The organism is Streptomyces sp. NPDC030021, from assembly GCF_055574035.1.
This window is the reverse complement of the sequence record NZ_JBVIAH010000009.1, coordinates 193,763-206,209: the sequence shown is the minus strand read 5'-3', so window position 1 is coordinate 206,209 and position 12,447 is coordinate 193,763. Positions and strand designations below refer to the sequence as shown.

General features: G+C 71.6%; 14 protein-coding genes. 6 read left to right on the top strand and 8 right to left on the bottom strand.

From position 1 onward, the window contains the following. Positions 1-14: 14 nt before the first annotated feature. Both ACZ4YL_RS20095 and ACZ4YL_RS20090 read right to left on the bottom strand, forming a co-directional pair. The gene (locus tag ACZ4YL_RS20095; RefSeq protein ID WP_468118013.1) at positions 15-926 is read right to left on the bottom strand and encodes an SDR family oxidoreductase; all 912 of its coding nucleotides are present in this window, start codon (positions 924-926) and stop codon (positions 15-17) included. A gap of 28 nt (positions 927-954) precedes the next feature. Then, on the bottom strand, positions 955-1,566 hold the full coding sequence (locus ACZ4YL_RS20090; protein ID WP_468118011.1) for a TetR/AcrR family transcriptional regulator: 612 nt from the start codon (positions 1,564-1,566) through the stop codon (positions 955-957). 103 nt (positions 1,567-1,669) lie between these two features. Between ACZ4YL_RS20090 and ACZ4YL_RS20085 the strand changes: the two genes are divergently transcribed. Then, positions 1,670-2,218 carry a GNAT family N-acetyltransferase gene (locus tag ACZ4YL_RS20085; protein WP_468118009.1) on the top strand — a complete coding sequence of 183 codons (549 nt, stop codon included), beginning with the start codon at positions 1,670-1,672 and terminating at the stop codon, positions 2,216-2,218. Positions 2,219-2,224: 6 nt separating this feature from the next. On the opposite strand, the gene ACZ4YL_RS20080 is transcribed toward ACZ4YL_RS20085, so the two are convergent. The 3 genes from ACZ4YL_RS20080 to ACZ4YL_RS20070 form a co-directional block, all read right to left on the bottom strand. Next, on the bottom strand, positions 2,225-2,518 hold the full coding sequence (locus tag ACZ4YL_RS20080) for a hypothetical protein (protein ID WP_468118007.1): 294 nt from the start codon (positions 2,516-2,518) through the stop codon (positions 2,225-2,227). Positions 2,519-2,832: 314 nt separating this feature from the next. After that, a complete protein-coding gene (locus ACZ4YL_RS20075; protein WP_468118005.1) occupies positions 2,833-3,663 on the bottom strand; it encodes a copper chaperone in 831 nt (276 codons plus the stop codon). Next, positions 3,663-5,108 carry a tyrosinase family protein gene (locus ACZ4YL_RS20070; RefSeq protein WP_468118003.1) on the bottom strand — a complete coding sequence of 482 codons (1,446 nt, stop codon included), beginning with the start codon at positions 5,106-5,108 and terminating at the stop codon, positions 3,663-3,665. The genes ACZ4YL_RS20075 and ACZ4YL_RS20070 overlap by 1 nt, the downstream gene beginning before the upstream one ends. Before the next feature lie 203 nt (positions 5,109-5,311). Here ACZ4YL_RS20070 and ACZ4YL_RS20065 point away from each other — a divergent pair, with 203 nt between their 5' ends. After that, positions 5,312-5,629 carry an ASCH domain-containing protein gene (locus ACZ4YL_RS20065; RefSeq protein ID WP_468118002.1) on the top strand — a complete coding sequence of 106 codons (318 nt, stop codon included), beginning with the start codon at positions 5,312-5,314 and terminating at the stop codon, positions 5,627-5,629. A gap of 94 nt (positions 5,630-5,723) precedes the next feature. Here the strand turns inward: ACZ4YL_RS20065 and ACZ4YL_RS20060 are convergent, their stop codons facing one another. Together ACZ4YL_RS20060 and ACZ4YL_RS20055 are read right to left on the bottom strand one after the other, a co-directional pair. After that, positions 5,724-7,607, bottom strand: a complete 1,884-nt coding sequence (locus ACZ4YL_RS20060) for an ATP-binding cassette domain-containing protein (protein ID WP_468118000.1) — start codon at positions 7,605-7,607, stop codon at positions 5,724-5,726. Between the two features lie 359 nt (positions 7,608-7,966). Further along, positions 7,967-8,521 (bottom strand): flavoprotein, encoded by a 555-nt coding sequence (locus tag ACZ4YL_RS20055; RefSeq protein ID WP_468117998.1) that lies wholly within the window; start codon positions 8,519-8,521, stop codon positions 7,967-7,969. A gap of 295 nt (positions 8,522-8,816) precedes the next feature. Here ACZ4YL_RS20055 and ACZ4YL_RS20050 point away from each other — a divergent pair, with 295 nt between their 5' ends. Together ACZ4YL_RS20050 and ACZ4YL_RS20045 are read left to right on the top strand one after the other, a co-directional pair. Continuing rightward, complete coding sequence (locus ACZ4YL_RS20050; protein WP_468117997.1) at positions 8,817-9,311, top strand: hypothetical protein; 495 nt, start codon at positions 8,817-8,819, stop codon at positions 9,309-9,311. 79 nt (positions 9,312-9,390) lie between these two features. Next, positions 9,391-9,720, top strand: coding sequence for a hypothetical protein (locus ACZ4YL_RS20045; protein WP_468117996.1), 330 nt, complete (start codon positions 9,391-9,393; stop codon positions 9,718-9,720). On the opposite strand, the gene ACZ4YL_RS20040 is transcribed toward ACZ4YL_RS20045, so the two are convergent. Then, positions 9,673-10,305 carry a GNAT family N-acetyltransferase gene (locus ACZ4YL_RS20040; protein WP_468117994.1) on the bottom strand — a complete coding sequence of 211 codons (633 nt, stop codon included), beginning with the start codon at positions 10,303-10,305 and terminating at the stop codon, positions 9,673-9,675. The two genes, ACZ4YL_RS20045 and ACZ4YL_RS20040, sit on opposite strands and share 48 nt — an antisense overlap. Positions 10,306-10,445: 140 nt before the next feature. Between ACZ4YL_RS20040 and ACZ4YL_RS20035 the strand changes: the two genes are divergently transcribed. Then, on the top strand, positions 10,446-11,342 hold the full coding sequence (locus ACZ4YL_RS20035) for an NmrA family NAD(P)-binding protein (protein ID WP_468117992.1): 897 nt from the start codon (positions 10,446-10,448) through the stop codon (positions 11,340-11,342). Between the two features lie 68 nt (positions 11,343-11,410). Next, positions 11,411-12,421, top strand: coding sequence for an AraC family transcriptional regulator (locus ACZ4YL_RS20030; protein ID WP_468117991.1), 1,011 nt, complete (start codon positions 11,411-11,413; stop codon positions 12,419-12,421). Positions 12,422-12,447 lie beyond the last annotated feature (26 nt).

Genomic DNA, 12,447 nt, shown 5'->3' with positions numbered 1-12,447 from the left:
CCTGCGTGGTGGAGTCAGAGCGGGTCGCCGAGGGGCCCGTACTCCGCCTCCAGATTCCTGGCCCAGTGCGCGGCGAAGTCGGGCTGGGTGCCGTCGGCATCCGTGAACCCGTACTCCTTGTAGAGATCCCAGGTGGCCAGCGCCCGGCCGGTCCTGGCCATGACGTCCGGGTCGGCCGCCAGGGCCGCGACCGCCCGCCCCAGATAGGCGGGAGTCTCGGAGTGGGCGAAGTTCGGGTCCTTGGCGGCGCCGTCACGCCAGTTGGCCTCGGTGACGCCGAAATGCTCCAGCAGTGCCTCCGAGCGCAGGAACCCCGGTGTCAGGGAGACGGCCGCGACGCCGTGCGGCCGCAGCTCGGCCGCCTGCGCGACGGCCAGCCGGATCACCGCCGACTTCGCCATGTCGTAGAAGAAGGAGCCGCGGTAGCGGGCGGTGTTGCCGTCGGTGACCTCCACGACCAGGCCGCTCTTGCGGGCGACCATGAGGGGCAGCGCGTACCGGCTGGTGATCACGTGGGTCTCCACCGCCCGGCGCAGGAGGCGCAGGCCCTGGTCCAAGTCTTGCTCCCACAGGGGGTGTTCCCAGTCGGTGAGCGGGTCGCCGCCCCAGACGGAGTTGACCAGGACGTCGAGTCGGCCGTCCTGCTCCGCCGCGATCCGCGCCACGAGGGCCCGTACCTCTTCCGGGTCGCTGTGGTCGGTGCGGACCGCGACGCCCACACCGCCGGCGGCGGTGATCCTCTCGGCCGTCTCCTCGATGGTCTCGGGGCGATCGAGGTCGGAGCGCCGCGCTCCGCTGCTGCGGCCGGTCACGTAGACGGTCGCGCCGGCGGCTCCGAGCTCGATGGCGATCCCCCGCCCGCCGCCCCGTGTGCCGCCCGCGACCAGCGCGACCTTTCCGGCGAGCTGTCGCGTGTTCGTCGTCATCTCTTCTCCAGGTCTTCCAGCGGATTCTTCACGAGGCGGCGGTGGCGGTGGTGGTGGCGACATGAGGGGCCAGCACGGCGTCGAGTCCGTGCCGGACGCGCTGGACGAGGGTGCCCCGGCGGTCGAGTGCCCAGCTGAGACCCGTGCCGGAGGTGACGGCCTGCACGGTCGCGGTCAGCGCCTCGACATCCGTCGTGGCACGGAGCTCGCGGGTGGAAACGGCCTGCGCCAGCAGCGTTCCGACCGCCCGACGCTGCGCCTCGTGCACGGCGAGGGCCCGCTCGTGCAGTTCGGGATCCGTGAGATCCATGCACAGGAACGCCAGATGGTTGGCGTAGGTCTCCGGAGAGACCATCGGAGCCGTCCACTCCGCGAGCAGGGCGGCCAGGGCCCCAAGAGCCGAGCCCTGCTCCCCGCGGATCCGGTCGGGCAGCGCGTCCGTGTCCCGCACGGACCGGTCGGCCAGTGCCAGGATCAGGCCGCGCTTGGAGCCGAACCGCTGAACGAGCGTGCCGGGCACCAGACCGACCTCGCGGGCCACCGCCGCCAGAGTCAGCCCGGAAGGCCCCAGCCGTCCCATCACCTCGACCGCCGCACGCAGGATCACCGCGTCTTCCACCCCACGGGGACGTCCGGCCACTGTCGCTCCTCTTTAATAAATGCACGTGCATTTATTAAAGCATGCGAGGGTGCGGGTCGTCCGCGACCTGGCCCGCGCCCCTCACAGGACCTAACGTTGGTCCATGATCGATATGCCGTCACGGGTCGAACTGCGCCCGCTCACCCCCTCCGACCAGGACGAGTTCTGCACGCTCGTGCGGGCCAGCTCCGAGCTCCACCGGCCATGGATGCAGCTCCCCGCGACCGCGGAGGAGTTCCAGGTCTGGACGCGCCGCTTCGACGACGGCGCCAACCTGGGCTTTCTGGTCCGTGTCCGGGAGACCGGCGCAGCCGTCGGCATGGTCAACATCAACTCGGTCATCCGGGGCCGCTACCAGGGCGCGTCCCTCGGCTACGCGGCCTTCGCCCCGTCCGCGGGGCGCGGGTACATGACCGAAGGGGTCGCCGCCACCCTGCGGCACGCCTTCACCGACCTGCGGCTCCACCGGCTGGAGGCCAACATCCAGCCGGCGAACGAGGCATCCCTGGCCCTGGTCCGGCGGCTGGGCTTCCGCTACGAGGGGCTCTCGCCCGCCTACCTCTACATCGACGGCGACTGGCGCGACCACGAACGCTGGGCCATCACCGCACCGAACCCCTGGACACCCGATCCGTCCCTCCCCGAGGTCTGAGGCGTTCTACGGCGAGCCGGCCGGCAGCCGGCGCTGGTGGTCCCGCGCCGGTTCGTCGTAGTACTTGTCCGACCAGTGCCCGGCGATGAGCGGCACCGGGGCTTCGACACCCGTCTCGGGGCCGGGCGTCGGCTGGTGCGCGGCCAGGCGGAGCGAGTCCCGGAAGCGGTGGTGGTTGAACAGGCGGGAGAACTCGGTGAAATGGATCTCCGCGAGGCCGTGGTCGCCCCGGATCACCAGCATGTTCTCGTCGTTCCTGTTCGCAGAGGGATTGCTGAAGTTGGCCGAGCCGCTCACCACGATCGGATCGTCGCCGAGCGGGTCGATCAGCGGGTACCTCGTGTGCAGCTACTCGATGTTTTCGGAGAACGGGTTGTCGTGCTCGGCCGCCCAGCCCGCGAGGCCACCCTCTTCGACGAGGCCGCAGGCCACCAGCTCCGTCTCGGGATCGGTGACCCGGCGATGGCCTGTACGTGCAATGGACCGGAACTGCTCTGCACCCTCATGTCCGCGCCTCCCGGTACCCGGGGCCGTCTTCCGGAGCGAGCTCGATCTTCAGCTTCACCCCGCGCCGGGCCGAGCGCATTCCGGCGCGGGAGCGCCGCCCCCGTTGCTCAGTACCACCGCCAGCCGGCCGCCGGGAGGGCGACCGCCAGGGCGGCCGCGGCGAGTACCGCGGCGGCGAGCTGCGTGGGGCGCCGCGGCTTGCGGGCCAGCCTCTCCGTCATGACGATCCCGGTGAGCACGGCCATCCACGCGAACATCCCGCTCCCGCTCCTGCCGCTCGCCACGGCCATCACCAGCATCATCGCCCAGCACGAACGCAGGCACGCGCCTCCCTGGCGCAGCCCGAAGCGGCCGGCCCCCGCCACCGCGCGCCAGCCGGCCGGCGGCAACGGGGAGGAACGGTGACAGTCGCGCAGGGCGCGCCGCTTGTGGACGGTCAGCTGCCAGGCGGCGGCGAGGACGAGCGCGCAGGCGAGTACGACGTCGTCCGGCAGCCGCGCCCACAGCGGTGCCGCCCCCAGGAGCAGTGCGCCGTACCCGATCCAGACCGCCAGGTAGACGGCCGCGAACGTGGCCATCGCGCGCTGCCGGCGCCGTCGCAGGCTGTTCGTGCCCACGTGCGCGAGCGCGGGGACGGCCGCCGGCAGCATCATCGCGACGCTCATCAGCGCCCACATCCCCAGATCCCCGGAACCGGCGGCGCCGTGGGCCGCGTGCGCCGTGGACACGTGGTGGTGCGAGGTCCCGGTAACGAGGGTGCGGCCGGCGCCGTCGGCACCGTGCGCCCCGCCCGTTACGGCCGTCACGGCCGGTGCGGCCAGGGCGATCCAGACGGCGACGGCCACCAGCTCGAAGCCGAGCGAGACACGCGGCCGCAGCAACCGCCGCACGGGCGCCGTCCACGGGGACCGGGTCCGGGCCGCGGCGTGCGTCGTCATCAGGTGTAGCCGAGGCTGACCCGCCCGATCTCGACCGGAGGGTCCTCGGTCTCCGCGTCGGCCGGCCCGTGCGCGCCGAGCGGAAGGAACGTCACGCGCAGCGCACGGTCGTCCCACGCGTTCTCCGCCACCAGCCTGCGCACGAGCGGGGTGATCTCGACGGTCACCCGCAGACCGTGCGGGTGCTCGTCGCCGCGGGGATCCTGGGCCCGCTCGATGCCGAAGAAGGACAGGTTGCCCACCCGGTGGCTCTCCGCCAGTTCACGGGGGGCTCCGTCGGGCAGGTTGACGTAGATGCCGTAGACCGTGTCGGGGTTCTGCTCGCCCTCGATGTCCTCGACGTTGAGGTACACACGTCGATCGGCCTCGGGGACGGGGACACCCAGCGCCGTGCCGAGCGACCGCGTCGTCCGTTGGTCGATCGGTACGGTGACGCTCGCGGCGCGACCGACGAGTTGCACGGTCTGCTGTGACGCGCCAGCCATCTCGCGCCGCTTGGGCGGCGTCGGCCCGGACGCGTTCGGACCACTCATCGACACCTCGGGCACGGGGGAGAGGGGGGAGAGGGGGGAGAGGGGGGAGAGGGGCGGAACGGGAGGCGGCGGCGGAACCGGTACGGGCGACTCGTACGTGTACCCCAGCTGACCGGCGATGTCGACGACGGCGGAGGCCGCCAGTCTCCGCTCGCTCCCGTCGGCGTCGAAGAACCGGTACTCCTGGGTGATCCAGCGTGGGTCCGTCGGGTTGCCGTGTCCCGGGCGGCTCGCCCATTCGAACCAGAGGCGGTCGATGTTGGCGTGATGGAGCCAGAAGATCGGGTCCAGCGCCGCCGTGTCGGTTCTCCCCATCCAGCGGCCGATGTGGCTGTGCACGGCGTTGTGCGGGGTGCTCTCGACCGCTCCGTCCCGGTTCCAGAAGGCATCGCCGTCCGGAGTGATGCCACCGCCGAACTCGGCTTCGCCGACGAACTGGGTGCGCCCCATCGCATAGGCCGGGGAGGTGATCTCGAAGGGCAGGGGTTCACCCAGGTTGAGGCGGTGCGCCCGCTCGGCGAACAGCGGGTTGGCGCCGCCTTCCTCGTCCCGGAAGGCCGGCGGGATCCGGGCCTGCGACGGATCGGCGTCGTAGTCCCAGAACGGCAGCGCCCAGTCGGCCGGACCGCCCAGGTCCACGACCGCGGCGCGGACGATCCGCTCGAAGTACCAGAGGTACATGCGGTGCCAGGAGAGGAAGAACCACGAGCCGTGCCTGCAGCTGTTCCACAGCGGCTTCGGCGGTGTCTCGGACGTCCCGTGGATGGCCGCCTGGTAGGCCCAGCTCGTGGGGTCGTCCGCGTCCCGCCCCTTCATCTCGGTGACGGCTGCCGCGTAGTGCGCGAGCGTCAGGTCGTCTTCCGGCAGGGTCCACACGTTCCTGCGCACGTGTACGACCGGCTGAGGGCTCACCGCGTCCGCCTTCCGTCACGCCGGCCGTGATGCGGTTCCCGCGCTCCCGTTCCCCGCATCGCCGTGCCGCCCGTTCTCCATCGAGTGAGGTCGCGAACAAATTCGGGATGAACCCTACCCAAACGGCATTCCGTGATCGACTCGGCGCGCGGGCAGCCGGCCACTCGGGATTCGCCCGCCGGTACAGCAGCTAGGGTGCTCCGATGAACTCGCAGTCCCTGTACTTCCATCCCGATTACCTCGACGCCGTGCGGGCCGGCCGGAAGACGACCACCGTCCGCTTCCGTGACCCGGTGGAGGTGGGCCCCGTCAGCCTGGTGTTCGAGCTGGACGAAGTGGTGGCCCTGCCGGGTGTCGTCACGCAGCTCACCGAGACGACGGTCGCCCAGCTCAGCGAGCTGGACGCCCGGGCGGACGGCTTTCGTGACCTGGCCGAGCTCCATGCCCGGCTCCGGTACCACTACCCCGACATCGGGCCGGCCGACGACATCACCGTCGTGCACTTCCGGCCGGTGCGATGAGCGGGTGGCCTCGGGTGACCACGCCGGGAGGCGCCCTCGCCGAGGCCGGGTCCGGGGGACGTGCGGCGCCACGCGTCCCCCGGACGTCACCGGACTACCGGTCCTGGGAGAGCCGGACCAGCTCGGCGAAGGAGCCGTCCAGGCGCACCAGCTCCTCGTAACCGCCCTGCTCCGTGATCCGACCCGAGTCGAGGACGATGATCCGGTCGGCGAGGCGGCAGTTCTCCATCCGGTGGGTGACGATCACCGTGATCCGGTCGTCCTTCATGTCCCGGAGCCCGGAGAACACCATGTGCTCACCGCGCGGGTCCATGGCCGACGTCGGCTCGTCCATGACCAGCAGCCCCGGCTTCCGGTGGAACGCCCGCCCGCACGCCAGGCGCTGCCACTGGCCGCCGGAAGGCTCGTGCCCGCCCCAGATCGAGCGGGCCAGCAGGGTGTCCAGGCCGTCCGGGAACTCCTGGACGGCCGCCCGCATGCCGACCGCGTCCAGGGCGTCCCAGACAGCCTCCTCGCCGCGCGGGTCGGGCTGGCCGAGGGTGATGTTCTCCCGGGCGGAGAAGGGCCAGTACCCGTACGACTGCGTGACGAGGCCGACGTGCTGCCAGGCGGAGCGCTGGTCGGCGTCGGAGGTCGGGACCCCGTCCCAGGAGACGATGCCGGACGTCGGGGCGGTCAGCGAGGTCAGCAGCCGGATCAGCGTGGACTTGCCCGCACCGTTCTCCCCGACGACGGCGATGACCTCGCCCCGGGACAGGGTCAGGGAGACCGGTCCGAGCGAGGGGGTGTCCTTGCCGGGGTAGGTGTACGTGGCCTCCTCCAGGCGGATCTTCTCCGGCGCGGCCTCCATGACCTGCGGGCCGCGCGGACCGGACTTCTCGGCGGCCTCGGCGACGAAGGTGGTGTAGTCGCCGAGGTAGAGGGCGTGCTGGAACATGGCCGCCCCGTAGACCACGAGCTGCGAGAGGGCGGCGGTGGAGGTCCGCATGGCGACGATCGCCGTGCCGGCGGCGGCGATTGCCATGTACCCGCCGACGACCAGCCCGGCGAGGGCCCCGTAGGTCGCCACGACGAAGACCCCCGACGCGGCGGCGGCGATCAGATAGACCGTGAGGTAGCGGGGCGCGGAGCTGACCATCCGCGCGTCGATGCGCTCGCAGACCGCCGCGTACCAGTGGTGGGCGTACGGACGCATGCTGTTGCCGCGCAGCTCGTCGGCGAGCTTCGGGGTGGTCAGGTGCCAGCGCATCATGTGCTTGATGTTGCGGGAGGCGATCGTCTGGTTGTGAAGGCGGTAGTCGAGGCGGGCGGCGTAGACCGAGCCGAGGCCGCGGGGGACCACCGACAGCAGGAGCAGCGGCAGCAGTACGGGGTGGACCACGGCGAGGACGGACGCCACGGCGAGCATGTCGATCAGGCCGCCGGTGAAGCCGAGGGCGTCCTGCAGCAGCATGGCGGAGCGCGCGGATCCGGTCTCGGCGGCTTCGGAGCGCTCGGTGAAGTCGGGAGCGTCGTACGCGGCGAGTTCGACGTCCATGTGGGCGTCGACCATGGCGAGATCGGCGAGGGTGGCCATGCCGGGATTCAGGCGGCGGGCCGCGCTGCCCGAGGTGATGGAGGCCAGCGCGCCGAGCGCCGTCATGGCGGCCGCGGCGACCAGCGGCCACGCCGCCGCCGAGATCCGTTCCTCGACGCCGTCTCCGGTCAGGAGCGGGGCCATCGCCCGCGAGATCGCCGCGAGCGCTGCCGCCGTGCAGATCCCGCCGAGGATCTGGGCGGTGACCAGTACGTGGAACGCGGTGCGGTTGACGGCGAGCGCGAGCCGCGCGGTCTGCCGGAGGGCGGAGGGAACGCGGCGGGCCATCTGCCCGAGCGACAGCGCCTCCATGGTCTCGTTGTGCTGGCCCCAGGTGTACTTGAACTCCGGCGGGGCGGGTGGTGCGGCGGTCTTCCGGTGCTCGGTCTGCTGCTCGGCCATGCTGCTGCCTCTCCTTCAACTGGGTTGTCTTGAAGGCCGGTTCACCGCTCGCAGCGCATGCCGGAGAAGCCCGTCCCCGCGGTGTGCGGAGGGGCGGCTGCGTGGTCGCGGGAACTGGAGGCAGTGAGTACAGCGCAGGCCGAAGGCCGGAGCAGCGGGATCTGGCCGACCTCGCGGCGACGGCTCCCCAGCCGTGGCCGCTGATCGTGTTCGGGCGCCGCCGGGCTTCCGGGCGGAGACGGACGGGAGGTTGGCCGGAACCCGCCGGTACGGGGGTCGGCTCACCGGAAATCGCTTGCGGGTCCGAGGCGTGGCCCGGGGGGTCGGACGAGGACCTCGTCCGACGGGCAAGACGCCCGCTAGGTCTGGGGCACGGCGTGGTCGAGGGCGCCCAGGGCGTTCATGGCGGTGGGCCAGGGGAAGTGGATCGGGGCGTCGGGGTCGGCGGGGTCGGGGGTGTATCCGGTTTCGCCGTGCAGGAGTTCGACCCCGGCGCTGCGCAGGGTGTTCAGGGAGATTTCGAACTGGGGGTGGGCCGCGAGGGCGGTGTTGGTGCAGGGCATCGCGATGACCGGTGTGCGCTTGCCGGTCGCTTCGGCGGCGAGGCCGACCACGAGGTTGTCGGTCAGGCCGAGGGCCCACGCGTTGATGGTGTTGAAGGTCGCGGGTGCGAAGAGGAGGGCGTCGGCCGCGGGCCATATGTCGGGCTGGCCGGGAAGTTTGTACTGCCAGCGGACGGGATGGCCGGTGAGGGCGGCGAGTCCGTCGAGGCTTTCGGAGAGCCAGTGCGCTGCGGTGGGAGTGAGGCCGAGGCACACGTCCCAGCCGCGTGCCTGGGCGTCCTCGATGACCCGGGCGACGTCGAAGACGGGCGGGGCGGCGGAGCAGAGCAGGTGAAGAGTCTTCGTGGTCATGCCGCAATATGATCACATGGTTCGAGCGGGATCACGCCTGCCTGAGCAGGGCCGGTTCCGCCGGCACCGGACTCACTGCACCGGACCCACGGCGCCGGAGCGGATGTCCCGAGACGGCCGGCCGGGTCCGCGGCCACGTGGCAGGGGCGGCAGCGGCAGCACAGGGCGGCCCCCATGGATGCTGCGAACAGGGCGGGCAGGGGGCCCGCTCCTGCGCGTGCGGGGCCCGCCCGGATGGGGGAAGCTGGGTTTAGCCGCACCGCCGACAGCGGGACAGAAGGGCGAGGAGGGCCTTGTGGATACCTCAGAAGACGGCCGGCTCATTCGTGCACCCCGGTCCTGGTTCCGGTCCAGGGTGCGGACCGCCACCATTCTGTGTGCGGCGGCGGCTCTTGCCGCGGCCGCCGTCCCGGCCTCCGCGCAGAGCCCCCGGGCCGTATCGGCTCCGGCCGAGCCCCCCGTGGTCGTCGACTGCTTCTCGCAGTCCCAGGTACGCCCCGAGGAGTACTTGCTGGCCTGCGGGGACGGCAACAACCGTCTCGTCGGACTGACCTGGGACACCTGGGGGCCGAAGACCGCGACGGCCACGGGCACCGACATGGTGAACGACTGCATTCCCTACTGCGCTGCGGGCCGCTTCCGGTCCTACCCGGTGACGGTGACCCTGAGCGCTCCGGAACCCTGGCCGGGCCACCCGGACGTCCAGCGCTTCAGCACGATCCGGCTCCTCTACACGGACACCGCACCGTCCCCGGTCCCGAAGGACGTCACGTACAAGCTCGTGTACTGACGGACTGACGGGACGACATGGGTGACACGGCAGGCCGCTCTTCCCTACTGTCGCATCGGAAAGCGACGAAGGACGGGAAATGGCGCTGGTCAAAAAGGGATCGCGGCTCATCACCGTGGACGGCAGCATCTACCGGTGGCGACTTCGCGGACGGCCGACCTACGTCCGGGGACTCGTCATGTCACCCCTTGCCTACGCGGTCGAGCACGCCGAGGCTCCAGGAACCACCCTGGTGGTCACCACCGACCAGCCGCACCCGGGCAACTGGCCCGGAACACCGGGAAACCCCGTTCTGCCCGCCCAGGTGGCCGACAGCATTCGCACCGCTCTCACCACCGGCTGGCGGCCGCAGAGCCCCGGCTCACCCTTCCACCTCGACCGGTCCGCGGGCTTCCGCTCGTCCCCCTGACGGCCCGGGCACCGAAGCCCCGGCCGACAGCCGCCCCGGAGCCGTGGCGAGCGGCTCCGGGTCTGTCGCCAGACGGGCGTGGAGCTCGACGTCGTAGCGGATGCCGTCGTACGCGAGCTTCTGCCGTTGCCGCCCTTCCACGGCGAAGCCCGCGGCGTGAGCGACTCTGCACGAGCCGGGGTTGTTCACCCGGTGCCCCAGTTCCAGCCGGAACAGTTCGGCCTCGTGGAACGCCCAGCGAGCGAGAGCCCGGCAGCCATGAGAGGCCACGCCCCGCCCCCGGGCGGCAGCCGTCGTCCAGTAGGAGACCCAGCCGACCGAGTGCCGCCGGTTCACCGCGCCGACCGACACCTGTCCGAGCACCGTGTCGGCGCCGTCGACGACGGAGAAGGCGAAGGCGGAGCCCGCCTCCCACTCGGCGGTACGCTCCGCGATCCACTCCTGCGCGTCTTGCGGTGAACCGATGGGACGGCCGGTCTGCTCGCGCATGAGGGGATCCGCGAACGCGGCCGTCACCGACGCCGCGTCGCGCACGGCCCATCTCCGCAGCACCAGACCCGAGGAAACTTCTACACGTTCGCGCACGCCGCGAGTTTTCCTCCCCGCCTGCCGCCCTGTCACCCCGTTTCCCGGACCCCCACGCCGAACGGTCGGATGGACGTACGCGTATGCAGGTGAGCTCTTCGGCCATGTCGCGTCTCGTGTCGTTGGATTTGACTGTGGTCATGACGAAGACGACGAAGAACGAGAACGACACGCGGACCACCGACCCGACCACGGACGCGAACGCGCACCACGCCGACGCCGGCGGTATCACCCTGGTGATCGGGGGTACGGGCAAGACCGGCCGGAAGGTCGCCGAGAGGCTCACGGCTCAGGGCCGCCTCGTCAGGGCCGGATCTCGCCGTGGCGAGCCGCCTTTCGACTGGAACGATCCCGCGACCTGGCTTCCCGCGCTCGAAGACGTGGACCGGGTGTACGTGACGTACTACCCCGATCTCGCCTTCCCGGGGGCTTCCGTGCAGGTTGCGGCCTTCGCGGAGGTGGCGGTGGCGGCCGGGGCCCGGCGCCTGGTGCTGCTGTCGGGGCGTGGTGAGGAGGCGGCGCGGATGAGTGAGGAAGGGCTGAAGGCTTCCGGCGCGGACTGGACGATCGTCCGGTCGAGCTGGTTCAACCAGAACTTCGACCAGGGCTTCTTCCTCGACTCCGTTCGGGCGGGCGAGATCGTGCTGCCGACGGCGGACGCGGTCGAGGCGTTCGTCGACACCGGAGACATCGCCGACGTGGTGGTGGCCGCGCTGACCGATGACCGGCACATCGGGCAGACCTACGAGCTGTCGGGGCCGCGCCTGCTGGGTTTCGAGGACGTGGCCGCCGAGCTTTCGAAGGTGACCGGCCGTGAGATCGCCTATGCGCCGATCCCGATGGAGGACTATCGTGCGGTGCTGCGTGAGAACGGGCTGCCGGAGGAGTTCGCCGAGCTGTTCACCCTGATCCTGGACGGGCGCAACGCGCACCTCGTGCACGGGGTCGAGGAGGTGCTGGGGCGGCCGCCCCGGGATTTCTCGGACTTCGCCCGGGAGGCGGCGGCCACCGGCGTCTGGGACGTCAAGGCCCTCTGATGCGGACCGGCCACGCCCGCGCCCGGGTTCGTGCCGGGGTGTCGTTCCGTCGTGGGGAGGATGTGCGTATGGACATGCTGGCCGGTCTTCTCGCGGGCCCGCAGGCCCGGGGCGCGTTCCTGCTGAAGTCGGTGCTCGACCCTCCGTGGTCGGTGCGGATCGAGGACCGTGCCCCGCTCTCGGTGGTGACCATGGTGCAGGGCTCTGCCTGGCTGCTGCCCGACGACGAGGGCGCCGAGCCGGTACGGATCGGCCCCGGGGACGTGGCCGTCGTACGGGGGCCCGCGCCCTACACGGTCGCGAACCTGCCGGACACCCCCGTCCAGATCACGGTGGGGCCCGACCAGCGGTGCAGTACGCAGGAGGGTGAGGACGTCTCGGATTCGATGGCGCTCGGTGTGCGGACATGGGGAGCCGCCCGCCCCGGCGCAGGTGCGGCGGTGATGCTGAGCGGTACCTACCAGGCGCCGGGCGAGGTCGGCGGCCGGCTGCTGAGCGCGCTGCCCACGATCCTGGTGAGGCCGGCCGGGACCGCCGATGCCACCCTGATCACGCTCCTCGCCTCGGAGATCTCCAGCGAGGAGCCGGGCCAGGAGGTGGTCCTGGACCGGTTGTTGGACCTGCTGCTGATCGGGGTGTTGCGGGCGTGGCTCGCGGCACCCGGGTCCGGCGCCCCGGGCTGGTTCCGGGCACAGGGCGATCCGGTGGTCGGCCCGGCGCTGCGGCTGCTGCACGAGAGCCCGGCGCACGGGTGGACCGTGGAGGAACTGGCCCTGAAGGTGGGCGTCTCCCGGGCGTCGCTGGCGCGCCGGTTCACGGAGGTCGTCGGCGAGCCGCCCGTCGGCTATCTGACGAGCTGGCGCCTGACGCTGGCGGCCGATCTCCTGCGTGAACCGGATGCCACGGTGGAGAGGGTGGCCCGCAAGGTCGGCTACAGCAGTGCCTTCGCCCTGTCCGCCGCCTTCAAGCGGGTCCGCGGGTTCAGCCCACGGGAGTTCCGCTCAGGGACGACGGCGCCGGTTACGGCGATGGTGCAGGGTCCGCGCGGCACGGTCGTGCTCGGCCAGGGCGTTTCCTGAGGCGAGCCGCCGAAGAGAGCGAGCCC

Coding starts and splice junctions, on each gene's coding strand:
- ACZ4YL_RS20095 (WP_468118013.1), bottom strand. CDS start 926: ATGACGACGAACACGCGACAGCTCGCCGGAAAGGTCGCGCTGGTCGCG.
- ACZ4YL_RS20085 (WP_468118009.1), top strand. CDS start 1,670: ATGATCGATATGCCGTCACGGGTCGAACTGCGCCCGCTCACCCCCTCC.
- ACZ4YL_RS20075 (WP_468118005.1), bottom strand. CDS start 3,663: ATGACGACGCACGCCGCGGCCCGGACCCGGTCCCCGTGGACGGCGCCC.
- ACZ4YL_RS20065 (WP_468118002.1), top strand. CDS start 5,312: ATGAACTCGCAGTCCCTGTACTTCCATCCCGATTACCTCGACGCCGTG.
- ACZ4YL_RS20060 (WP_468118000.1), bottom strand. CDS start 7,607: ATGGCCGAGCAGCAGACCGAGCACCGGAAGACCGCCGCACCACCCGCC.
- ACZ4YL_RS20055 (WP_468117998.1), bottom strand. CDS start 8,521: ATGACCACGAAGACTCTTCACCTGCTCTGCTCCGCCGCCCCGCCCGTC.
- ACZ4YL_RS20045 (WP_468117996.1), top strand. CDS start 9,391: ATGGCGCTGGTCAAAAAGGGATCGCGGCTCATCACCGTGGACGGCAGC.
- ACZ4YL_RS20035 (WP_468117992.1), top strand. CDS start 10,446: ATGACGAAGACGACGAAGAACGAGAACGACACGCGGACCACCGACCCG.
- ACZ4YL_RS20030 (WP_468117991.1), top strand. CDS start 11,411: ATGGACATGCTGGCCGGTCTTCTCGCGGGCCCGCAGGCCCGGGGCGCG.